24 protein-coding genes and 1 riboswitch are annotated in these 21,968 nt (G+C 68.5%); of the genes, 12 read left to right on the forward strand and 12 right to left on the reverse strand.

Annotated features, from left to right (window positions below; genetic code table 11):
- Nucleotides 1-71: 71 nt before the first annotated feature.
- The 4 genes from aspS to HCC78_RS13215 form a co-directional block, all read right to left on the reverse strand.
- Nucleotides 72-1,847, reverse strand: a complete 1,776-nt coding sequence (gene aspS / locus HCC78_RS13200) for an aspartate--tRNA ligase (RefSeq protein ID WP_172329253.1) — start codon at nt 1,845-1,847, stop codon at nt 72-74.
- Between the two features lie 939 nt (nt 1,848-2,786).
- On the reverse strand, nt 2,787-5,321 hold the full coding sequence (locus HCC78_RS13205) for a TIGR02302 family protein (RefSeq protein ID WP_253949161.1): 2,535 nt from the start codon (nt 5,319-5,321) through the stop codon (nt 2,787-2,789).
- 146 nt (nt 5,322-5,467) lie between these two features.
- Nucleotides 5,468-6,745: a diaminopimelate decarboxylase gene (lysA, locus tag HCC78_RS13210; protein ID WP_172329254.1), complete on the reverse strand. Its 1,278-nt coding sequence runs from the start codon at nt 6,743-6,745 to the stop codon at nt 5,468-5,470.
- 76 nt (nt 6,746-6,821) lie between these two features.
- Nucleotides 6,822-7,544, reverse strand: a complete 723-nt coding sequence (locus HCC78_RS13215; RefSeq protein WP_172329255.1) for a peptidoglycan-binding protein — start codon at nt 7,542-7,544, stop codon at nt 6,822-6,824.
- Nucleotides 7,545-7,731: 187 nt separating this feature from the next.
- Between HCC78_RS13215 and HCC78_RS13220 the strand changes: the two genes are divergently transcribed.
- Entirely contained in the window at nt 7,732-8,391 is a 660-nt protein-coding gene (locus tag HCC78_RS13220; RefSeq protein ID WP_172329256.1) for a hypothetical protein, read from the forward strand.
- Here HCC78_RS13220 and HCC78_RS13225 read toward each other — a convergent pair.
- Genes HCC78_RS13225 through argH form a run of 3 tightly spaced genes read right to left on the reverse strand, consistent with a single transcriptional unit; the run spans nt 8,381 to nt 10,232 of the window.
- Complete coding sequence (locus tag HCC78_RS13225) at nt 8,381-8,551, reverse strand: hypothetical protein (protein ID WP_172329257.1); 171 nt, start codon at nt 8,549-8,551, stop codon at nt 8,381-8,383. The two genes, HCC78_RS13220 and HCC78_RS13225, sit on opposite strands and share 11 nt — an antisense overlap.
- The gene (locus HCC78_RS13230) at nt 8,551-8,844 is read right to left on the reverse strand and encodes a hypothetical protein (protein ID WP_172329258.1); all 294 of its coding nucleotides are present in this window, start codon (nt 8,842-8,844) and stop codon (nt 8,551-8,553) included. Before HCC78_RS13230 ends, HCC78_RS13225 begins: the two co-directional genes overlap by 1 nt.
- Complete coding sequence (argH, locus tag HCC78_RS13235) at nt 8,841-10,232, reverse strand: argininosuccinate lyase (protein WP_172329259.1); 1,392 nt, start codon at nt 10,230-10,232, stop codon at nt 8,841-8,843. The genes HCC78_RS13230 and argH overlap by 4 nt, the downstream gene beginning before the upstream one ends.
- Nucleotides 10,233-10,263: 31 nt before the next feature.
- On the opposite strand from argH, the gene HCC78_RS13240 reads away from it, so the two are divergent.
- From HCC78_RS13240 to HCC78_RS13255, 4 genes are all read left to right on the forward strand, one after another.
- Complete coding sequence (locus HCC78_RS13240; RefSeq protein WP_172329260.1) at nt 10,264-10,824, forward strand: TlpA disulfide reductase family protein; 561 nt, start codon at nt 10,264-10,266, stop codon at nt 10,822-10,824.
- Between the two features lie 228 nt (nt 10,825-11,052).
- The gene (locus HCC78_RS13245) at nt 11,053-11,307 is read left to right on the forward strand and encodes a PepSY domain-containing protein (RefSeq protein WP_172329261.1); all 255 of its coding nucleotides are present in this window, start codon (nt 11,053-11,055) and stop codon (nt 11,305-11,307) included.
- Nucleotides 11,308-11,314: 7 nt separating this feature from the next.
- A complete protein-coding gene (locus tag HCC78_RS13250; RefSeq protein ID WP_172329262.1) occupies nt 11,315-11,887 on the forward strand; it encodes a cytochrome b/b6 domain-containing protein in 573 nt (190 codons plus the stop codon).
- Nucleotides 11,884-12,393: a helix-turn-helix transcriptional regulator gene (locus HCC78_RS13255; RefSeq protein WP_172329263.1), complete on the forward strand. Its 510-nt coding sequence runs from the start codon at nt 11,884-11,886 to the stop codon at nt 12,391-12,393. The genes HCC78_RS13250 and HCC78_RS13255 overlap by 4 nt, the downstream gene beginning before the upstream one ends.
- Nucleotides 12,394-12,468: 75 nt before the next feature.
- Here the strand turns inward: HCC78_RS13255 and HCC78_RS13260 are convergent, their stop codons facing one another.
- Nucleotides 12,469-13,140: an energy-coupling factor ABC transporter permease gene (locus HCC78_RS13260; RefSeq protein ID WP_172329264.1), complete on the reverse strand. Its 672-nt coding sequence runs from the start codon at nt 13,138-13,140 to the stop codon at nt 12,469-12,471.
- Between the two features lie 45 nt (nt 13,141-13,185).
- Nucleotides 13,186-13,401: riboswitch (cobalamin riboswitch) on the reverse strand.
- A 44-nt stretch (nt 13,402-13,445) separates the two neighbouring features.
- Entirely contained in the window at nt 13,446-14,012 is a 567-nt protein-coding gene (locus HCC78_RS13265) for a DNA-3-methyladenine glycosylase I (protein ID WP_172329265.1), read from the reverse strand.
- 96 nt (nt 14,013-14,108) lie between these two features.
- On the opposite strand from HCC78_RS13265, the gene HCC78_RS13270 reads away from it, so the two are divergent.
- The 6 genes from HCC78_RS13270 to moaB all read left to right on the forward strand — a co-directional run bounded on the left by HCC78_RS13270 (nt 14,109) and on the right by moaB (nt 19,172).
- Nucleotides 14,109-14,936, forward strand: a complete 828-nt coding sequence (locus HCC78_RS13270; protein ID WP_172329266.1) for an EAL domain-containing protein — start codon at nt 14,109-14,111, stop codon at nt 14,934-14,936.
- Between the two features lie 182 nt (nt 14,937-15,118).
- Nucleotides 15,119-16,294 carry an acetyl-CoA C-acetyltransferase gene (locus HCC78_RS13275; RefSeq protein WP_172329267.1) on the forward strand — a complete coding sequence of 392 codons (1,176 nt, stop codon included), beginning with the start codon at nt 15,119-15,121 and terminating at the stop codon, nt 16,292-16,294.
- Nucleotides 16,295-16,410: 116 nt separating this feature from the next.
- Nucleotides 16,411-17,133, forward strand: coding sequence for an acetoacetyl-CoA reductase (phbB, locus tag HCC78_RS13280; RefSeq protein ID WP_172329268.1), 723 nt, complete (start codon nt 16,411-16,413; stop codon nt 17,131-17,133).
- Nucleotides 17,134-17,255: 122 nt separating this feature from the next.
- Nucleotides 17,256-18,053 carry a uracil-DNA glycosylase family protein gene (locus HCC78_RS13285; RefSeq protein ID WP_172329269.1) on the forward strand — a complete coding sequence of 266 codons (798 nt, stop codon included), beginning with the start codon at nt 17,256-17,258 and terminating at the stop codon, nt 18,051-18,053.
- Nucleotides 18,050-18,640 (forward strand): metallophosphoesterase family protein, encoded by a 591-nt coding sequence (locus HCC78_RS13290; protein ID WP_172329270.1) that lies wholly within the window; start codon nt 18,050-18,052, stop codon nt 18,638-18,640. Before HCC78_RS13285 ends, HCC78_RS13290 begins: the two co-directional genes overlap by 4 nt.
- Before the next feature lies 1 nt (nt 18,641).
- A complete protein-coding gene (moaB, locus tag HCC78_RS13295) occupies nt 18,642-19,172 on the forward strand; it encodes a molybdenum cofactor biosynthesis protein B (RefSeq protein ID WP_172329271.1) in 531 nt (176 codons plus the stop codon).
- Between the two features lie 447 nt (nt 19,173-19,619).
- Here moaB and HCC78_RS13300 read toward each other — a convergent pair whose 3' ends face one another.
- From HCC78_RS13300 to HCC78_RS13310, 3 genes are all read right to left on the reverse strand, one after another.
- A complete protein-coding gene (locus HCC78_RS13300) occupies nt 19,620-19,787 on the reverse strand; it encodes a YdcH family protein (protein ID WP_172329272.1) in 168 nt (55 codons plus the stop codon).
- A 118-nt stretch (nt 19,788-19,905) separates the two neighbouring features.
- The gene (locus HCC78_RS13305; protein ID WP_172329273.1) at nt 19,906-20,667 is read right to left on the reverse strand and encodes a tRNA1(Val) (adenine(37)-N6)-methyltransferase; all 762 of its coding nucleotides are present in this window, start codon (nt 20,665-20,667) and stop codon (nt 19,906-19,908) included.
- Between the two features lie 5 nt (nt 20,668-20,672).
- Complete coding sequence (locus tag HCC78_RS13310; RefSeq protein ID WP_172329274.1) at nt 20,673-20,888, reverse strand: DUF2007 domain-containing protein; 216 nt, start codon at nt 20,886-20,888, stop codon at nt 20,673-20,675.
- Nucleotides 20,889-20,943: 55 nt separating this feature from the next.
- Between HCC78_RS13310 and HCC78_RS13315 the strand changes: the two genes are divergently transcribed.
- The gene (locus tag HCC78_RS13315; RefSeq protein WP_172329275.1) at nt 20,944-21,945 is read left to right on the forward strand and encodes a polyprenyl synthetase family protein; all 1,002 of its coding nucleotides are present in this window, start codon (nt 20,944-20,946) and stop codon (nt 21,943-21,945) included.
- Nucleotides 21,946-21,968 lie beyond the last annotated feature (23 nt).

Genomic DNA, 21,968 nt, shown 5'->3' on the forward strand with positions numbered 1-21,968 from the left:
AAAACTTGGCGACAGTCCAACACTAATGAAAGCGTCCCCGAAAGAACCTTTCCCGCGGTATTGCCGCAGGATCACTCCTGCGGCACGACCCGAATGTTCAGCTCGCGCAGCTGCTCGTTGGTGGGCTCGTTCGGGGCGCCCATCATCACGTCCTCGGCGCGCTGGTTCATCGGGAAGAGCATCACCTCGCGGATGTTCTGCTCGTCCGCCAGAAGCATCACGATCCGGTCAATCCCCGCCGCGCAGCCGCCGTGGGGCGGGGCGCCGAAACGGAAGGCGTTGACCATGCCGCCGAAGCGCTTGCGCACCTCGTCCTCGCCGTAGCCGGCGATTTCGAAGGCCTTGAACATGATCTCCGGCTTGTGGTTCCGGATCGCGCCAGAAACCAGCTCGTAGCCGTTGCAGGCCAGGTCGTACTGGTAGCCGAGCACGTCCAGCGGGTTGCCGTTCAGCGCGTCCATCCCGCCCTGCGGCATGGAGAAGGGGTTGTGCTCGAAGTCGATCTTGCCGGTTTCCTCGTCCTTCTCGTAGACCGGGAAGTCGACGATCCAGGCGAAGGCGAAGCGATCCGTCTCGGTCAGGCCGAGCTCCTCGCCGATCACGGTGCGCGCCTTGCCCGCGACCTTGACGAAGCTCTCCGGCTTGCCGCCGAGGAAGAAGGCCGCATCGCCGATGCCGAGGCCCAGCTGCTGGCGGATAGCCTCGGTGCGCTCGGGGCCGATGTTCTTCGCGAGCGGGCCCGCGGCCTCCATCTCGCCATTCGCTTCGCGCCAGAAGATGTAGCCCATGCCCGGCAGGCCTTCCTTCTGGGCGAAGGCGTTCATCCGGTCGCAGAATTTGCGGCTGCCGCCCTTCGGCGCCGGGATCGCGCGGATCTCGGTGCCCTCCTGCTCCAGCAGCTTGGCGAAGATCGCGAAGCCCGAGCCGCGGAAATGCTCGGAGACCTCTTCCATCTTGATCGGGCAGCGCAGGTCCGGCTTGTCGGTGCCGTACCATTTCATCGCGTCGCGGTAGCCGATCTGCGGCCACTCGCTGTCGACCGCGCGGCCCTTGCCGAATTCCTCGAAGATGCCCTGGATCACCGGCTGGATCGTGTCGAACACGTCCTGCTGGGTGACGAAGCTCATCTCCATGTCGAGCTGGTAGAAATCGGTCGGCGAACGGTCGGCGCGCGGGTCCTCGTCGCGGAAGCAGGGCGCGATCTGGAAGTACTTGTCGAAGCCCGACACCATCAGCAGCTGCTTGAACTGCTGCGGCGCCTGCGGCAGCGCATAGAACTTGCCCGGATGCAGGCGCGACGGCACGAGGAAGTCGCGCGCGCCTTCCGGCGAGGACGCGGTGATGATCGGCGTCTGGTGCTCGCGGAAGTCCTTGTCCCACATGCGGCGGCGGATCGAGGCGACCACGTCCGAGCGCATCTTCATGTTCTCCTGCATCTTTTCGCGGCGCAGGTCGAGATAGCGGTACTTGAGGCGGGTTTCCTCCGGGTATTCCTGCTCGCCGAAGACCATCAGCGGCAGTTCTTCGGCGGCGCCCAGGACTTCGAGGTCGCGGACGAAGACCTCGATCTCGCCGGTCGGGATCTTGGGGTTCACCAGCTCGGCATCGCGCGCCTTAACGGTGCCGTCGATGCGGATGCACCACTCCGAGCGGACCTTTTCCACGTCCTTGAAGGCCGGGCTGTCCGGGTCGGCGAGGACCTGGGTCATGCCGTAATGGTCGCGCAGGTCGATGAAGAGGATGCCGCCATGGTCGCGCACCCGGTGCACCCACCCGGCAAGGCGAACGGTCTGACCGACCTCGGCAGAGGTCAGGGCGGCACAGGTATGGGTGCGAAAGGCGTGCATGTGATCCTCGGGCGGATTGGAGGCAGGAATTCTGGGTTCGCGGCGTTCAAGCCCGCCAGCGCCCCGGTGTCAAGCCTTGCCCGTTCCGCAGGGCCTTTGCAGCCTCGGCCAGCGGCGCCTTGCGCAGCGCCGCGGCGACAGCTTCTGCCTGGCACCGGAGGAAACGCAGCCGCCTTCGACCGATTGCGGACATCCGGGAGGGAGCGGCGGCCGCGCTGTGTCTCGGGAGCTAGCACATGGAGGCTCTCAGGCGGCCCCGCTGCTTGTGCGCAAGGTGATGGCCCGGACCCTGCATTGCTCGTTCCCGGCGGAAAGGCCATGGGCGGGTCGCGGCGCGGCCAGCGGCTCAGCCGTCCGCTTCGTCCGGATGCCGCCTCCAAGATTGCGCCGCAAAGGGTTCAGCATGCCGGAGCCGTCGGGACGCACCGCACATCCGGGCGGCGAACGGGATAGACCTCCGGCGACCCAGCCATCCGAAGGCTGCCCCAATGAGCGTCACGGGGAGAGGACGGGTCGGGAACAGGGTGGCCGGCAAACCCCGCGGGCCGGCCTTGCCGGTGCGGCAGAGCTACCGCGCGGCTCAGCGGATCGCCGAATGCCCGTCACGCGCCCATCGCCGAGGCAGTGGCAACTGCGATCCACGTCCAGCCGGCTGCAGAGATTCTGGAGGATCCCCGCCACGGCATTGCCGGAGTTCCGGCGACCCGGGCCGCCCGGCGTGTCCCCGGGACCAATGCCAATCCCTCTGGCGCGCCCCTGCCCGGCACGGAGCCACCGGATGGCCGGTCCCGGCGGCACGCGCGTTCCGCCGCAAGCCAGCCACTCCGAACGCAAGAGCCCGCAGGCGCATCACCGGAGCCGGATGGCCAGACTCGCCGGACATCATCCAGCTAAGCGCTGCTGCCGGGCGCAGGCCCGCCGCAGCCGCAGCAGGCCCGGTCAGAACCGGTCGAGCAGGCGGTTGAGGTAGTCGCGCTCGGACTCGGGGCGGTCCTGCTCGGTGGAGCGGCGGCGGATCTCGTCCTGAAGGTCGCGGGCGCGGCCTGCGGGCGTCTCCTCGGGCAGCAGCCCGCGCGACGTCTGCGGATTGCCGTCCTCGCCGGTCAGGCGGCCCAGCGGATCGCGGCCCGAACCTTCCGCCGACTGTCCCTGCTGCCCGCCCGGCTGGCCCTCGCCGTTCATCTGGTTCTGGGCCATTTCCTCCTGCATCGCCTGCATGCCGTCGCGCAGCGCGTCCATCGCCTCGGCCTGCTGGTCGAGCGCGCCGGCCATGTCGTTGTCACGCAGCGCCTGCTCGGCGCCCTCCATGGCCCGGCCCGCGCGGTCCAGCGCCTCGTCGGCCGAACCGCTGCCGGGCATGTTCTGCTGCTGGCGGTTCAGCTCGTCGCGCAGCGCCTGCTGGCGGTCGGCAAGCCCCTGGCTGCCGCCCTGCCCGCCCGGCTGGCCCTGGCCCTGCTCGCCCGACGGACCCTGGCCCTGCTGGCCGGATTCGCCTTGCCCCTGCTGGCCGGACTGGCCCTGCTGTCCGTCCTGGTTGAACTGGTCCTGCAGCTCGCGGAAGCTCTCGTCCGAAAGGTCCTGCTGGTCGCGCAGCATCTCCTGCAGGTCGTTCATCGCCTGCTGGCCGGGGCTCGGCTGGCCCTGCCCCTGGCCCTGCGCGATCTGCATGTTCTCCATCATCCGGCTCAGCATGTCGAGGAGCTGCTGCGCCTCGGCCATCCGGCCTTCCTCCATCAGCTGCTGCAGCCGGTCCAGCATGTCCTGCAGCTGGTCGCCGGTGATCTCCATCGACTCCTGGTTCTGCGCCTGCTGCTGGCCCTGGTCCTGCTGCTGCTCGGCAAGCTGGCGCATGTAGTCCTGCATCGCCTCGCGCAGTTCCTTCATCAGGTCGGCGATTTCCTCCTCGGAGGCGCCGTTCTTCATCGCCTCGCTCAGGCGCTCCTGCGCGCGGCGCAGACGGTCCATGGCGTTGGACAGGTCGCCATCCTCGATCCTCAGCGCCAGATCCCACAGCGCGTCGGCAATCTCGTCGCGGGTCTCGGCCGACAGGCCCGGCCCGTGCCGCAGCGAGGCCTCGAGCCCGCGCACCGCGAAGCGCAGCCGCAGGTAGTCGGTCTCGGCCTTGAACAGCCCCTCGGGCCGGTGCGAGATCGCCCGCAGCACCATCGCCACCTCGGCGGCATTGGAGCGGTTCCACAGCAGCGCCTGGCGCTGCTCGATGATCGCCTTGGCCAGCGGCACGAAGAAGCGGCGGCCCGGCAGCACGGCCGAGAGCGGCTCGGACCGGCCGGCCTGGCCGACAGCGTCCTCGACCTCCAGCCGCAGCGCGACGGGCAGGTTGGCCCAGGGATGCTTCGACAGGTTCTCGGCGAGAACCTCCTCGAAATCCGCGCGGTTGCCGGAAATCGGCATCGGCAGGTCGATCACCAGGGGCTCGCGCGGCTCCGGGTCCACCGCGCGGCCGTAGCGGCGGTCGACCGCGCCCAGATCCAGCGTCACCAGCGCACGGCCGCGCTCCACGCCGAAATCGTCGGAGGCGGCGAAGGGCAGCGACATCTCGCCGGCCGCATCGGCGTCCAGCGCGCCGCGCACCGACACCGCGGGCGGCGCGTCGGGCGTCACCTCGAAATGCCAGCGGCGGCCGCCGGGACCGTCGATGGCGATGGCCCCGGACTGGGCGACCTCGAAATCCTGTACCGGATCGGTGACGCTGCCGATGCCGTCGGTGCGGCCCGAGACGGTCTCGGACAGGGTCAGCGCACCGACTTCGCCATAGAGCCGGACCATCACCTTGGAGCCGCGCGGCACCGACACGCCCTCTTCGGGCAGGTCGGAGAGATACAGGCTCGGCTGGCCGGTATAGCGCGGCGGCTCGATCCAGCCTTCCCAGGTCGGCCCGACCGCCAGCGCGTCGGCCTGGCCCGGCGCCATCCCCGCGATCGTGTCGGCCTTCCAGATGGAGCCGAAGAGCAGCCCGGTCGCGAAGAGCATCAGAGCGACATAGCGCAGGCCGAACGGGTCGAAGCGGTTGAGATTGACGTCCGGACGGACCGGCTTCGCGCCGCGCAGCCGTTCGGACATGCGGGCGCGGTGGGCCTCCCAGACCGCGCGGGAGGATTCGTCGTCCGCCCCGATCGCCTGGGTGTCGCGCAGCGCGGCCAGCGGACGCCCGGGCAGGGTCGAATCGAGCCGCGCCCGGGCCTCGGCCGCCGTCGGAATGCGGAACTTGCGCAGGCCGTTGACCAGCGCCGCGACCGCCGCCAGCGGCGCCGCGACCAGCCCGACCCAGACGACTTCGATCGCCGCGACGTCGTGCAGCCCCAGCATCACGACCGCGCTGGCCGCGAGGCAGACCGCCCAGAACGGCCAGAAGCAGCGCAGGATGCGCTCCGCCAGCAGCCCCGCGCGGGTCAGCGCCAGCGTTCCCCGCAGGCGGTCCGGGATCGGCTCGGATTCGGGTCTGTCGTCGGACAAGGCACATGCTCCGGTCTGTCCTGCCCAGAGTTCGGGCAAGAGGTTCCGGAAACGATAACGCGGATTTGTCCACCGTCAAAGAGGCCGCTTGGCCGCCCCCTCTGACAGGCGCGTGAACGGGCGGTGATCCGCCCGCCGCCCTGAATTCAGGCGTCGCCGTCCAGCCACGCCGGCACCGCGTCGCGGGCGATGATCTCCTCGAAGCTGGGGCGGCGGCGGATCACCGCCCAGTCGCTGCCCTGGACCAGGACTTCGGGAATCAGCGGCCTGGTGTTGTATTCCGAGGCCATGACGGCGCCATAGGCACCCGCCGAGCGGAAGGCGACCAGGTCGCCCGGCGCGCAGGGCGCGAGGTCGCGGCCGCGGGCGAAGGTGTCGCCGGTCTCGCAGACCGGACCCACCACGTCGTAGCGCGCCTGCTCGGAGGCCGGCGCCGGCTCCGCCAGCGGCACGATGTCGTGATGGGCGTCATACATCGACGGCCGCACGAGGTCGTTCATCGCGGCGTCGAGAATCAGGAAGGTGCGGTCCTCGCCCTCCTTCACGTAGATCACCTCGGAGACCAGCACCCCGGCATTGCCGGAGATCAGCCGGCCGGGCTCGATCTCCACCTCGCAGCCGAGATGGCCGACCTCCTCCTGCACCATCGCGCCGTAGTCGAGCGGCAGCGGCGGCGCGGCGTTCGAGCGGGTGTAGGGAATGCCCAGGCCCCCGCCCAGGTCGAGCCGCCGGATGTCGTGGCCCGCGGCGCGCAGCTCCTCCGTCAGCGCGGCAACCTTGCGGTAGGCCAGGCGGAACGGCTCCAGGTCGGTCAGCTGGCTGCCGATATGGACGTCGATGCCGACCACCTCCAGCCCCGGCAGCGAGGCGGCCAGCGCATAGACCTCCTTCGCGCGGGAGATCGGGATGCCGAACTTGTTCTCCGACTTGCCGGTCGCGATCTTGGCATGGGTCTTGGCGTCCACGTCGGGATTCACCCGCACGGCGATCGGCGCGGTCACGCCCAGCGAGACGGCCACCTCGGACAGCGCGCGCATCTCGGGCTCGCTCTCGACGTTGAACTGGCGGATGCCGCCCTCGAGGGCGGTGCGCATCTCGCCGCGGGTCTTGCCGACGCCGGAAAACACGATCCGGTCTCCGGAAACACCCGCCGCCCTGGCGCGCGCGTATTCGCCGCCCGAAACCACGTCCATGCCCGCGCCCGCCTGGCCCAGCAGCCGCAGGATCGCCTGGTTGGAATTCGACTTCACCGCGAAGCAGACAAGGTGCGGCATGCCCGACAGCGCCTCGTCGAACAGCCGGTAATGGCGCAGCAGCGTCGCCGCGGAATAGCAGTAGAAGGGCGTGCCGACCTCGGCCGCGATCGCTTCCAGCGGCACGTCTTCGGCATGAAGCCTGCCGTCGCGGTAGAGAAAATGGTCCATGGGCGCGCCCTCGTTGTCCAAGCCGCGCGCTTGATAGCAGGGACGGCGGCGGATGCAATCGCCGCCGTCCCGGGCGTCAGGCTTCGTTGGTGGTCAGCTTGAAATCCGCCGCCGAGGTCACGACCTTGCGCGGATAGGGCCCGTCCTCCAGCGGTAGCCGCGCGCCGAGCAGCCGGTCCTTCTTGATCGACGACACGCTAACCTTGTTGGACTGGTTGCCCCCCAGCACGTGATAGGTGTCGGCGTCCTCGGAATAGTAGAACCCGACATGGCCCGAGGTGCCCGAGCGCGTGCCGCGCCAGAAGACCAGGACCGATCCGAAGCAGGGATCGACGTCATGGCCGAATTTCATCCAGTTGCGCGCCAGATACGGGTTCGCCGGCAGGCCGGCCTCGGGCAGCGCGACCGCGATGCATGTCTCCACGAAATCGCCGCACCAGGGCAGCTGCGCCGGATCTCCCAAGGTCTTCCCGTCCGATTTCAGGAACTTGCGCAGCTCGGCATTGTCCAGCCCCTCGTGCAGCCCGCGCTTGCGCAGCGCCAGCTCCATCCAAGGGAACCGGTCCAGCAATTCCGGGCTCGGCTCCTTGGGGCCCTCGGCCGCCGCCGCCGCGCCGCCCGGCCCGCCGCGCAGCATCGCGACCGTCGCTGCGTTCAGCGTTCCGGTCGCGGGCAGCCCCCGCGCGTTCTGGAAGGCAACCACCGCCCGGCGGGTGTTGCGCCCCCAGAGCCCGTCCGGCTGTCCCGGATCGAACCCATGGGCCACGAGGCGGCGCTGGGACCATTCGATGAAGTTCATCTTCTCCCCCTTTCCGCGGCATTCCGTCCGCGTGAACCCAGTCTGCCAGCCGGGGGAGCACCGGGCCAGTCAGATTTTCCCTTCGTCGACCTTGGGAAGGGACGGGAACGCCTCCATGGCGGACGGACCGCGCGGCGCCCATATTGGCAGGCATCCCTGTCCCGTTGCCCCGATCCGGAGCCTGCCGATGCCCCGCCTTCTGTCCCTGCCCTTCCGCCTCCTCGGCAGCCTCCGCCGGATGGTCCTGCTCTGCCTGCTGCTCCTGTCGCTGGCGCTCAACGTCGCCACCGTCACATCGACGGCGGTGTTCACCGCGGTTTCGGGGGCGGTTTCGGCGGTGAGCGGGGTCTCGACCGTGGCGGCCCGGGCCGCTGCCGAGCGGCAGGCACGGCGGCAGGCCGTGAAGCGCACGAGCCGAACCGTCACCAAACGGCTTGCCCGCACGGCGGCGCGCAGCTCCGCCTCGGCCTTCGGCGAGGCGATCCCCGTGGCAGGCGCAGCGGTGGTGGCGGCCGCGCTGGCCTGGGAGATTTCCGATGCCTGCGCCATGGCGCGTGACATGGCGGTTCTGGAAGCGCAGCTCGACGATCCGGCGGTCGATCCGGCAACGGTGGCCTTCTCCTGCGCGGATCTGATCCCCGAGGCCGAAGACCTGCCCTCGGCGTCCGAGCTGATGGCAGGTGCCGCAGCTGCCCCGGGCAAAGCCTGGGAGGCCGCGCAGGCGGCGTATGGCGGCCTGCCGGATCTGACGGCGGCCGCGGGTCTGATGTACGATGCGGCCGCGGAGTCGTCCGGCAAGGCCTGGGAGGCCATGCGCGGCTATCTCCAGAAGCTGTTCAGCGACTGAAGCTGCTGCCGGCAACGCCCATCGAGGCGCTGCCGCTGACGGTCACGCCCGGGCGCCTGGCCGCGGTCTCTTCCTGCTGCTGCGGCTGCGGCTTCAGCGGCGGGCCGTCGACGCCGCAGGCGGCCAGCAGCGCCAGCGCGGCAAGCGCCAGGAGCCGCATCAGAAGCCCACCCGCCAGCCGCCGCGGCCGATGCCGACCCGGACCGGCGTGTTGCCGACATGCACCGAGGCCGAAGGACCGCCGGTGCCGACGGAGACATCGACATTGCGGGTGTCGATCACGTCGACCGAGGCATAGGCGCCGTTGGTCGAGACGCCCGCATTGACGCGTCCCGATTCCACTCCGGCCCGCGCCGAGGCGCCGCCGGAGCCGACCGAGCCGCCGACATCCGGATGCACCGGCGCACAGGCGGCCGTCGCTGCCAGCAGCAGGGCCGCCAGGATTGCTCTCATCCCAGAATCTCCTTCCAGCGGGCGATCTGGATCCGCACCTGGTCAGGCGCGGTCCCGCCGTAACTCTGGCGGCTGGCAACCGAGTTGTGAACCCCGAGGACGCCGAAAACCGCCTCCGTGATGCCCGGATGGACCGAGTGCATCTGCTCGAGGCTCAGCTCCGGCAGGTCGATGCCCGCGTTTTCGGCAAGCGCGACGAGGCTGCCGGTGACATGATGCGCCTCGCGGAAGGGCAGGCCCAGCTCGCGCACCAGCCAGTCGGCCAGATCGGTCGCGGTCGAGAAGCCCGCCGAGGCGGCCTTTTCCAGCGCGGGCGTGTTCGCGGTCATGTCGCGGACCATGCCCTCCATCGCGGCCAGCGCCAGCATCAGCGTGTCGGCGGCATCGAAGACCTGTTCCTTGTCCTCCTGCATGTCCTTCGAATAGGCCAGCGGCAGGCCCTTCATGACGGTCAGCAGGGCGACCATCGCGCCGGTGATCCGCGCGACCTTGGCACGGATCAGCTCGGCCGCGTCCGGGTTGCGCTTCTGCGGCATGATCGAGGACCCGGTGGAGAAGCGGTCGGACAGCTTGACGAACCGGAACTGCGCCGAGGACCAGATGACCAGCTCTTCGGCGAAGCGCGACAGGTGCGTCGCGCAGATCGACGAGGCCGCCAGGAATTCCAGCGCGAAGTCGCGGTCCGACACGGCGTCGAGCGAGTTCGCCATCGGCCGGTCGAAGCGCAGCGCCTCGGCGGTCATGTGGCGGTCGATCGGGAAGGACGTCCCGGCCAGCGCGGCGGCGCCCAGCGGGCATTCGTTCATCCGCTTGCGCGCGTCGCGGAACCGGCTGAGGTCGCGGGCGAACATTTCCACATAGGCCATCATGTGATGGCCCCAGGTCACCGGCTGCGCGGTCTGGAGGTGGGTGAAGCCCGGCATCACCCAGCCCGCCCCGGCCTCGGCCTGGGCGACGAGCGCCTTCATGAGCGCCAGCAGCCCGATTTCGGCGGCGTCGCACTGGTCGCGGACCCAGAGACGGAAGTCGGTCGCGACCTGGTCGTTGCGGCTGCGCGCGGTGTGCAGCCGGCCGGCAGCCGGACCGACGATCTCGGTCAGGCGGCTTTCAACATTCATGTGGATGTCTTCCAGCGCGGTGGAAAACACCAGTTTCCCGGCCTCGATTTCTGACAAGACGGTGAGCAGGCCTTCCCGCATGGCCTCGGCCTCGCTAGGGTCCACGATGCCCGTGGCCGCCAGCATGGCCGCATGGGCGCGCGACCCTTCGATGTCCTGGGACGCCAGCCGCTGGTCGAAACCGATCGAGGCGTTGATCGCCTCCATGATCGCATCCGGTCCGGCGGCGAAGCGTCCGCCCCACATGGCGTTCTGGGTCTTGTCAGTCATCGGGTCCGTCCCTCGGGAGAATAAGGTCGCAATGAAGCTCGTCTGGTCCGTCGCCCTCTACACCGCGCTTGCCGCCAGCGCAAATCCGGGTCTCGCCGATCCGGGTATCGAGGCGCTGCGCGAGGGCAGCCTCAAGAAGCTGGTCGTGCATTCGGAGCCCAAGCCCGCCTCGCTGACCGCCTTCGAGACCTTCGACGGCGCGCCGGTCTCGCTGGAGGACTACCGCGGCCAGGTGGTCCTGCTGAACTTCTGGGCGACCTGGTGCGCGCCCTGCCGCAAGGAAATGCCCGCGCTCGACGCGCTGCAGAAGGACCTGGGCGGCGAGGACTTCCAGGTGGTGACCGTGGCCACCGGCCGGCAGCCCCCGGCGGCGATCCGGCGGTTCTTCGAGGAAACCGGGGCGACGTCGCTGCCGATGCACCGCGACCCGAAGATGGCGCTGGCCCGCGACATGGCGGTGCTGGGCCTGCCGGTGACGGTGCTGCTGGACCGCGGCGGCAACGAGATCGCCCGCCTGCAGGGCGATGCCGAATGGGACGGCGAGAGCGCCCGCGCCATCATCGCCGCGGCAACCGGCGACGGAGAAAGCTGACTCCCTCCGCTTCCTCAAGCCTCTGAAAACCATTGTGCCGGACCGGCCTGGCCAGCGCCGGGCGGGCGCATTCGGCCGGAAACTTGCCTCCGCAGGCATAAGCGCGCGCTTATAAGCCCCGGCTTAAGCGGCAAGCCAATGGGAAACCTGCCCCGGCACCGGCAGATGGGCTGCAGCCGACAGCGATGTCCGCTTCGGCTCTTACCGATTTCAAAACCGGAGCTTCCCATGAAAGTCTACGCAGCCGCCCTCCTAGCCACTCTCGCCGCCGGTGCAGCCTTCGCCGGGGACCTGACCCCGCAATCGATGCTGGGCCACACCGAGGACGAGGTGAAGGCCACGCTCGTGTCGATGGGCTACGAAGTCCGCAAGATCGAGGACGAAGACGGCAAGATCGAAGCCTACATCGTCAAGGACAAGCAGATGGGCGAGGTCTATGTCGACCCGGCCTCCGGCGTGGTCTCCAAGCTCAGCATGAAGTGATCCGGCCATGGCCGCGACAGGCACAACTCTCGGGCGCTCCGGCGCCCGCGACGTGAAGGTGTGGGATCCGCTGGTTCGGATCGTGCACTGGAGCGTCGCGCTGATCGTCCTCGCGAACGGCTATCTCGACAATCCCGAGAAGGACCTCCACCACTGGCTGGGCTACACGGCCGCGGGGCTGGTCGCGCTGCGGCTGGTCTGGGGGCTGGTCGGCACCCGCCATGCCAGGCTCTCGTCCTTCCCGCCAAGCCCCGGCCGTGCGCTGCGCCACCTGCGCGACCTCCGCCAGGGCAGCCGCGACACCCACCTGTCCCACAATCCGCTGGGCGCCTTCATGGTCTACAACCTGTGGTTCACGCTGGCCGCGCTGGCCGTCACCGGCTACATGATGGGCATGCTCCGCTTCTTCGGCATGGACTGGGTGAAGGAAATGCACGAGCTGGCCTTCGACTGGCTGATCTTCTCGGTGATCCTGCATCTCGCGGGCGTCGCCTTCGACAGCTGGCGCACGCGCGTGCCGCTGATCCGCGCCATGATCACCGGCCGGAAATCGATTCCCCACGGGATCGAGGCCGAATGATCCGCGCCCTAGTCACCAGGCTCGGCAGCGACCGGCGGGCGGCAACGCTCGCCGCGATCATCATCCTGCAGGCGCTCTGCGCCGCCTACTTCCTCAGCGACGTGGTCATCGACCTGCTGACCGGCACCGAGGAATCGCGCGAACCGGTGCAGATGGCGCTGGAAACCATTGCCTCGCTGGCGATGTGCGCCGGGGTGACGGCGCTTTGGCTGCAGCTGAAGCGGCTTCTGGCCGAGCTCGACGCGCTCGACCGCGGCATCCGCATGGCCCGCGGCGAGGTCGCCCAGCTGGTGGATTCGCATTTCGACCGCTGGACGCTGACCAAGTCCGAGCGCGACGTGGCGCTGCTGCTGCTCAAGGGGCTCGACAACAAGGCGATCGCCGAGATGCGCGGCACCGCCCCCGGCACGGTCCGCGCCCAGACGGCGGCGATCTATTCCAAGGCCGGGGTCGAGGGACGCGCCGACCTGTTCTGCCATTTCATGGAAGAGCTGATGGCGGAGTGAACCGCCGGCCGGAAACGGAAAGGGCCGCCCGGAGTTTCCTCCGCGCGGCCCCGGTTTCCGTCCGTCCGCCTGCGCTCAGGCGAAGAGGCGCTTGTTGAAGAGCGGGGTCGAGGCAGCGCCCCGTGCCGATTTCGCGGCGCCCAGCACGGCCAGGTCGGCCAGCGGCTCGAGCAGGATGACCGACATGTAGGCGACGCCGAAGGAGGCGACATTGGCGATGTTCGCCGCGCCGAAGCCCTGGCCGTAGAAGGCCCAGAAGGCGACCCAGGCGACCACGCCGCCCTGGTAGGCGGTCGAGAGCTTCAGCGCCTGGCCGTAGGTCAGGTCGACATAGGCGGTATCCGGCGCGATGATGCGCTTGGCCAGCGCCGAGACGGCCCAGAGCGGCACCAGCAGCGTCGTCACGTTCATGCCGTATTGCGGCAGGTCGAACTGCGCGAAGAACATCCCCTGCAGCAGCAGCGCCATGGCGAGGCCGATCGAGGCAGCGCCGCCGCCGAACATCAGGAACAGCGTGGAGCCGAGGATGAAATGGACCTCGGAAACGCCGACCGGAAAATGCGGCAGGATCTGGAAGAAGGAGAAGGCCAGCGCGGTGGTCGCAGCCGAACGGCCCGCCAGCGCGGCGGCGCCGCTTTCCTTCGCGGTCTGCCAGGCCATCTTCGCCGTCAGGCCGAGGCCGCCGAGGGCCGTCACCACCGAAAGACCGAGTTTCGCGCCGGTCACGACGCCAGGTTCGATATGCATGTCTCTGTCCTTTCCGCACCACCCGTGCGGCTTGAGTTTGCGCCCCTCGCGGGGCCTTCCGATGGCAGGTCTCCTGACTCGCGGCACTCGCCTTCCCCGCCTTCCCGGACCTCCGCGGGTCCAGTGGCTTCATGGGGTCGGCCGCCGCCTACAGTTGCGGGGGCAGTCACGGATTCGGTCCCTGATGGGTACGCCTGACCGTGTTCCCTTTCTCATCCCGCTTGCCTGGGGCGCGCGGGAACCATCGGGGCGTATAATTGCGCGAATCCGGCCGCGGAGTAAAGCTGTCTCTGCGCCGCAGCGCGTCAGCGTCCGCCCAGGTCGCGGTGGCGCGGACAGGTGGCGACATGGTCGTTCACCAGCCCGCAGGCCTGCATCCAGGCATAGGTGATGGTCGGCCCGCAGAAGCGGAATCCGCGCTTCTTCAGGTCCTTGGACAGCGCGCGGGACTCGGCCGTCTCGGCAGGGACATCGGCCATCGTCGCCCGCCCCGGCTGCAGCACCTGCCCGCCGGTGAAGCTCCAGCAATGGTCCGAGAAGGCCTCTGCGCTTCCGAACTCCAGCCAGGCGCGGGCATTGCCGATCGTCGCCTCGATCTTGCCGCGGTGCCGCACGATCCCGGCATTGCTGAGGAGCCGCTGCACCTCCGGTTCGCCCCAATGCGCGATGGTTCCGGGATGGAACCCCTCGAAGGCCTCGCGGAACGCGTCGCGCTTCCGCAGGATGGTGATCCAGCTCAGCCCGGCCTGGAAGCCGTCGAGGACCAGCTTCTCCCACAGCGCGCGGCCGTCGCGTTCGGGCACGCCCCATTCCGTGTCGTGATAGGCCACGTAGAGCGGATCCTCGCCGCACCAGCCGCATCTTCCGTCCATCCGCGCCTCCATAGCTGCGGAAGGATTAGAACATTCGCGGAACTTAAGTCAAAATTAAAGACACGGGCGCAGGCTTTTGCGCGGAAGGAGCGCGTCATGGCTCAGAAGAACAGGGGACAGGCACAGGGGCAGGACCCGCTGGCCATTGCCGCGGCCGAACGAGACCGCAACACGCTGGCGATGGTCCGCCAGGCGCTGGAGCGGCGCAATGCGCTGCTCGCCTTCCAGCCGGTGGTGCAGGCCCGGCAGCCGGACAAGCCCGCCTTCTACGAGGGGCTGATCCGCATCCTCGACGAAACCGGGCGGATCATTCCTGCGCGGGACTTCATCGAGGTGGTGGACAGCCAGGAACTGGGCCGCAAGATCGACACGCTGGCGCTGGATCTGGGCCTGCAGGAACTGGCCAACGAACCCTCGCTGCGGCTGTCGATCAACATGTCGGCCCGCTCCATCGGCTACCGGCCCTGGATCGAGACGCTGGAACGCGGGCTGACCGCCCATCCCACCGTGGCGGAGCGGCTGATCCTGGAGATCAGCGAAAGCTCCGCCATGCTGATGCCCGATCTGATCGCCGCCTTCATGGGCGAGATCCAGGCCAAGGGCATCGCCTTCGCGCTGGACGATTTCGGTGAGGGCTACACGAATTTCCGCTACCTTCGGGATTTCTACTTCGACCTGGCGAAGATCAGCGGCGATTTCGTCCGCGGCGTCGCCGAAAGCCCCGACAACCAGGTGGTGATCCAGGCCATGGTATCGGTCGCGCAGCATTTCGACATGTTCACCGTCTGCGAAGCGGTGGAGAGCAGCACCGATGCCGCATTCCTCGCCGCGGCCGGGGTGGATTGCCTGCAGGGATACCATTTCGGCGCGCCCACCGTGCGCCCGCCCTGGCGCCCGGATCTGGAGCGCGCGGCGGCGGGCTGAACCCGCAAACCGCGCCAGACGGCGTTAACCACGTTGCCGAGGCGGAATATCCGCCATGCGCAAGCCATTGTGACGCGACATGAGACCATCTGTCCGTTGCCCCTCCCCCGCCTCTCTCCCTAATCAGAATGTGTCGGTCCGGGCTTGGCCCGGGCTCAATCGGAGAAGGGGGAGACCTACTCATGACCGGTATCGTAATCGCATCGGCTGCCCGCACCGCCGTCGGCAGCTTCCTGGGGTCTTTCGCCAACACCCCGGCCAGTGACCTCGGCGCTGCCGTGATCGAGGCCGTCGTCGCCCGCGCGGGCATCGACAAGGCCGACGTGTCCGAGACCATCCTCGGCCAGGTCCTGACCGCCGCCACCGGCCAGAACCCGGCGCGCCAGGCCCATATCAAGGCCGGCCTGCCGCAGGAATCCGCCGCCTGGGGCATCAACCAGGTCTGCGGCTCGGGCCTGCGCGCCGTCGCGCTCGGCGCACAGCACATCATGCTGGGCGATGCCTCGGTCGTCGTCGCCGGCGGCCAGGAAAGCATGTCGCTGAGCCCCCATGCCGCCACGCTGCGCCAGGGCCAGAAGATGGGCGACATGAAATACATCGACACGATGATCAATGACGGCCTGTGGGACGCGTTCAACAACTACCACATGGGCCAGACCGCCGAGAACGTCGCCGAGAAGTGGCAGATCAGCCGCGAGATGCAGGACGAGTTCGCGGTCGCCTCGCAGAACAAGGCCGAGGCCGCGCAGGCCGCCGGCAAGTTCGCCGACGAGATCATCCCGTTCCTGATCAAGACCCGCAAGGGCGACATCACCGTCGATGCGGACGAGTACATCCGCAAGGGCGCCACGATCGAGGCCATGCAGAAGCTGCGCCCGGCCTTCATCAAGGACGGCACCGTGACCGCGGCCAACGCCTCGGGCATCAATGACGGCGCGGCCGCCGTCCTGCTGATGACCGCCGCCGAGGCCGAGAAGCGCGGGATCGAGCCGCTCGCCCACATCAAGTCCTACGCCACCGCCGGCCTCGACCCGTCGATCATGGGCGTCGGCCCGATCTACGCGTCGCGCAAGGCGCTGGACAAGGCAGGCTGGAAGGTCGACGATCTCGACCTGATCGAGGCCAACGAGGCCTTTGCCGCCCAGGCCTGCGCGGTGAACAAGGACATGGGCTGGGATCCGGCGAAGGTGAACGTCAACGGCGGCGCCATCGCCATCGGCCACCCGATCGGCGCCTCCGGCTGCCGCGTCCTGAACACGCTGCTGTTCGAGATGAAGCGCCAGAACGCCAAGAAGGGCCTTGCCACGCTGTGCATCGGCGGCGGCATGGGCGTCGCGCTCTGCGTCGAGCGCCCCTGACCTGAACAGCAAGACCCCGGCGCACCCGCTGGACAGCGGGTGCGCCGGGCTGCCGCCAACCGGACAAGACGCGACCGGGGCGCGGGACATACAACCCCGAGGAGAGAGGGACGAATATGGGACGTGTAGCACTGGTCACCGGCGGCGTGCGCGGCATCGGCGCGGCAATCTGCAAGGCGCTGACCGCCGAAGGATACACCGTGGCCGCCACCTATGCGGGCAATGACGCCGCAGCCAAGGAATTCAAGGAAGAGACCGGCATCGCGGTCTACAAGTGGAACGTCCGCGACTACGAGGATTCCAAGACCGGCATCGAGCAGGTCGAATCCGAGCTGGGCCCGATCGACGTGGTCGTCGCCAACGCGGGCATCACCAAGGATGCGCCGTTCCACAAGATGACCCCGGAACAATGGCAGCAGGTGATCGACACCAACCTGACCGGCGTGTTCAACACCGTCCATCCGGTCTGGCCGGGCATGCGCGAGCGCGGCTTCGGCCGGGTCATCGTGATCTCCTCGATCAACGGCCAGAAGGGCCAGTTCGGCCAGGTGAACTACGCCGCCACCAAGGCCGGCGACCTCGGCATCATCAAGTCGCTCGCCCAGGAAGGCGCCTCCAAGGGCATCACCGCCAACGCGGTCTGCCCCGGCTACATCGGCACCGACATGGTCATGGCGATCGACGAGAAGATCCGCGAGAAGATCATCGCCGGCATCCCGGTCGGCCGCCTCGGCACGCCCGAGGAAATCGCGCGCTGCGTCTGCTTCCTCGCCTCCGACGATGCGGGCTTCATCAGCGGCTCGACCATCTCGGCGAACGGCGCGCAGTTCTTCGTCTGACCGCCTTCCGCCGCAGCGGAACCCACAGGGCCAGCCTTCGGGCTGGCCTTTTTCGCGGCCCGACCCCGCCTGCGGCTCCGCAGGGGATTTACCCCGCGGCCCGGCTCGCCTAGCTCTGTGCCATGACCGAGTCCCTGACCTATCATGAGCTGCGCCTCTGCCTGGAATGGCAGGTCGAACTCGGCATCGACGAGGCAATCTCCGAGACCCCGGTCAACCGCTACGAGCTGGCCGCGCAGGCACCGCGCCCCGCCGCGCCCGCTGCCCCGGCCCCTGCCGCGCGGGCCGAATCCGCCTCCGCCGGGACCGGAGCCGGACCGGCAGAGACCGCCCGCGCCGCCGCGGCCGCCGCCCCCGACCTGGAATCGCTGCGCGCCGCGCTGGCCGCCTACGAGCATTGCGAGCTGAAGAAGGGCGCCAAGAGCCTGGTCTTCGCCGACGGCCGTCCGGGCGCGCGGGTGATGATCATAGGCGAGGCCCCCGGCCGCGACGAGGACCGGATGGGCCGCCCCTTCGTCGGACGCGCCGGGCAGCTGCTCGACCGGATGCTGGGCGCGATCGGCCTGTCCCGCGCCGCGCCCGACATCGGCAGCGCCGTCTACATCACCAATGTCCTGCCCTGGCGCCCGCCGCAGAACCGCGACCCCAAGCCGGACGAGATCGCGATGCTGCTGCCCTTCCTGGAGCGCCACGTCGAACTGGCGAAGCCGGAGGTCCTGGTGCTGATGGGCAATGCTGCCTGCCAATGCGTGCTGCAGGCCCGCGGCATCACCCGGCTGCGCGGGACATGGACCCAGGGATTCGGCCTGCCGGTGCTGCCGATGTTCCATCCGGCCTACCTGCTGCGGAACCCCCATGCCAAGCGCGAGGCCTGGGCCGACCTCCTGGACCTCGCCGCCCATCTGGAGACCAAGCGATGAAGATCCTCGCCTTTTCCGACCTGCATTGCGACCGGATCGCCGCCCAGCGGCTGGTCGAGGCCTCGGCGGAGGCCGATCTGGTGGTCGGCGCGGGCGATTTCGCCTCGGTGCATCGCGGATTGGACCGGACGATGGAATCGATCCGCGCCTTCGAGGACAAGGCGCTCTACGTGCCCGGCAACAACGAGACGCTGGAGGCGCTGCGCGCGGCGACCCGGGCGCCGGTCCTGCATGGCGAGACGATGGAGATCGGCGGCGTCACATTCGCCGGGATCGGTGCGGCCATCCCGCCGCTGCCGCCCCTGCCCTGGCAGTCCTACGACCTGACCGAGGAAAAGGCCGAGGCGATGCTCGCGCCGATCTCCAGCGCCGACGTCCTCATCAGCCATTCGCCCCCCTTCGGCATTGCCGACAAGCTGGATGACGGACGGCGGATCGGCTCCACTGCGGTCAGGACAGCGATCGAACGGATCCAGCCGGCGCTGGTCTTCTGCGGCCATATCCATGGCTGCTGGGGCGAAAGCGGCGAAATCGGCGCATCGCGGGTCTGCAACCTGGGTCCCGGCGTCAACTGGTTCGAGGTGTGACATGGCCGACCGCAGCTTCATCCCGGTGCGCATCGCGCTGCTGACCGTCAGCGACACGCGCTCCCTGGCCGAGGACCGCTCGGGCGACCTGCTGGAGGAGCGGATCCGCAAGGCGGGTCATGTGCTCGCTGCCCGGACTATCCTGCGCGACGAGCGCCACGAGATCGCCGCGCAGCTGCGCGCCTGGTGCGCCGATCCCGAAATCGACGTGGCGATCTCGACCGGCGGCACCGGGCTGACCGGGCGGGACGTGACCGTCGAGGCGCACCGCGACGTCTACGAGAAGGAGATCGACGCCTTCGCCACGGTCTTCACGATGGTGTCCATGCAGAAGATCGGCACGTCGGCGGTGCAGAGCCGCGCCACCGGCGGGGTGGCGAACGGCACCTATCTGTTCGCCCTGCCCGGCAGCACCGGCGCCTGCCGCGATGCCTGGGACGAGATCCTGGAGCGCCAGCTCGACTACCGCCACATGCCCTGCAACTTCGTGGAGATCCTGCCGCGGCTGGATGAGCACCTCCGGCGGAAGTGACCGCGCGCCGCGCCGCCCGGCAAGCGTTATCGAAGCGTTGCCAAACCCTCTACATCTCTCATCTCTTCGGGAGGGTGGCTTAACCCTCATGCAATCACTGCAAGGCTAATCTCGGTCTGCCAAGGATGATTGGCACGTAGCGAGTATGGTCCACGCAAGGCCAGGTGGGTGGGGTCCGTCTAAACCGACGGACCCCTTTTCCATGGCCTCCCGGGAGGCACGCCGTGCCCGGCGCCGGACCCTGGCCGGGTCCCCGCATCAGCAGGCCGGAGCGGGAACATGGCCCGGCTGCGGCGAGCTGGTGGCGCGGCGAATGTCGAATGGATTTCCGGGAAAATGGCGGTCCGCTTTCCGGACCATGCTGGGACCCATGCTCTGCCTGACGGGGGCGCTGCACGGATCCCTGACGTCGTGTCTGGTCCGGACCTGCCGGAACCGGGATCGCGGTCAGACGCGGCTCAGTCGCTCGATTTCCTCCTTGAGGTGGAGCTTCTGCTTCTTCATGCGGGCGATTTCGTGGTCGGCGACACCGGGGCTGCGCTGCGCCTCTTCCACCATTGCCGAGAGAGTTCGGTGCTTCTTCTGAAGTTCCTCGATATGGATCGTCAGGCTCATATGTCGTCTCCTCTCTTGACTACACTTGGACAGCCCAGCACAGGGAACGATTCATGTCACGTCCCGGCTTTGTGAGGGCCCCGGGTGAGCACGCTGGCGCCGAGGCGTTACAAAACCTTTAATCTGCAAAGCCCACAAGCGCCTGACCGTCGCGGAGCACCGCCTCGATGAGCGGCGCATAGCCATCGCCTGCGTCACCATGCCGCATGCCTTTGTGCATTACCAAAGAAGGGCGCAGCTGAAACGGCGTTTTCCGTCCTTTTACCGCCCTCAGGAGAAACAATCCTGCGGGCGCCCCGCCGCGCGGCGAGATCGGCAGGACCTGCACCGCCCCGAGGCGGTGGTCCAGCGCGCGGAGCACTTCGGGCAGCCGCTCGATCCGCTGGATCATGGTCAGCACCCCGCCCGGGCGCAGGCGGCGCGTCGCGACCTCGACCCAGTCCGCCAGCCGCGTCTCGCCCGCGCGGGCGATGTCGCGACCGGCATTTTCCGACGCGCTGCCTTCCTCGCGGCTGAAATAGGGCGGGTTCATCATGACATGGTCGAAATCGAGATTGCGCACCTCTTCGGGCAGGCTCATCAGGTCGGCCTGCACCACCACCAGCTCGGTCGCGCTCTCCGCAGAGTTGCGCCGCGCCAGGTCGGCATAGTCCGCCTGGACCTCGACGCCGCAGAGCCAGAGCTCCTTCACCCGGCGGTGCAGGCACAGCGAGGCGACGGCTGCGCCGCAGCCGAGCTCCAGCACGAACTGTCCGGGCCGCGCCGGAACCGACGCCGCCAGCAGCACGGCATCCACGCCGGTGCGGAACCCCGTCTTCGGCTGCCAGGCATAGACCTGCCCCCCGAGAAACGCGTCATGTGTCAGCTCGATGTCGTCCATGTCTCTCATTCGCTCGGCACTATCCCGTTGTCCCTCAACACGATGGCGGCATGCGCGTATTCCCCGTCCCGCACCATGAGGCGTCTTGGCAAGACCCCGATCGACCCTTCGAGAACGCTCATGTGGACGTCCATCGGGAAGCAGTCTATACCCTCTCCATCGAGAAGGGCGGTGGCGAAGGCGATGATTGTCGGATCGGTCGTGCGCAAAAGCTCTCTCATGTCAGGCAGTTAAAAATTACCCGGCAAAGATGTCGAGAGTATTGACGGAAGCGTGATGGGATTGGACGAGGCAGCAGTTAAACCACACGAGAAGCTGGCGCAGATTCTGGCCGGCGACATGGATGCGGTCGGGGTGCTGATCCGCGAGCGGATGGCCTCGGAACATGCGCCGCGCATTCCCGAAGTCACCGCGCATCTGGTCGAAGCGGGCGGCAAGCGGCTGAGGCCGATGCTGACGCTCGCCGCTGCACGGCTCTGCGGGTACGGCGGGACCGACCATGTCAAGCTGGCCGCGACGGTCGAATTCATCCACACCGCGACGCTCCTGCATGACGACGTGGTGGACGAGAGCCGCCAGCGCCGCGGGCGGCCGACGGCGAACCTGCTGTGGGACAACAAGTCCTCGGTGCTGGTGGGCGACTACCTGTTCGCCCGCTCGTTCCGGCTGATGGTGGAGCCCGGCAACCTGCGCGTGCTGGAGATCCTCTCCGACGCCTCCGCGGTCATCGCCGAGGGCGAGGTGCTGCAGCTGACCGCCGCCTCGAACCTCTCGACCGGAGAGGATGTCTACCTGAACGTGATCCGCGGCAAAACCGCGGCGCTGTTCTCCGCGGCCTGCGAGGTCGGCGGCGTGATCGCGGGCGCGCCCGAGGCGCATGTCAAGGCGCTCTACGGCTATGGCGACGCGCTGGGAATCTGCTTCCAGATCGTCGATGATTTTCTGGATTACGGCGGCGCGGGCACGGAGATCGGCAAGAACATCGGCGACGACTTCCGCGAGCGCAAGCTCACGCTTCCCGTGATTCGGGCCATAGCCGCAGCGGACGGCACGGAGCGCGACTTCTGGAAGCGCACGATCGAGCGCGGCCGCCAGGAAGAGGGCGATCTCGACCAGGCCCTGGCGCTGCTGGCCAAGCACGGCACGATGGAGTCGACCCGCGAGACCGCGATCGGCTGGGCCGCCAAGGCCAAGGCCGCGATCCTGGAACTGCCGCCGTCGGAGCTGCGCGACGTGCTGCACGATCTGGCCGATTACGTGGTGGAACGGGTCATCTGACCCGTCGCTCAGCTGAATGCCGA

Origin of the sequence: Mangrovicoccus sp. HB161399, assembly GCF_013184745.1 — a bacterium.
GTDB lineage: Bacteria > Pseudomonadota > Alphaproteobacteria > Rhodobacterales > Rhodobacteraceae > Mangrovicoccus.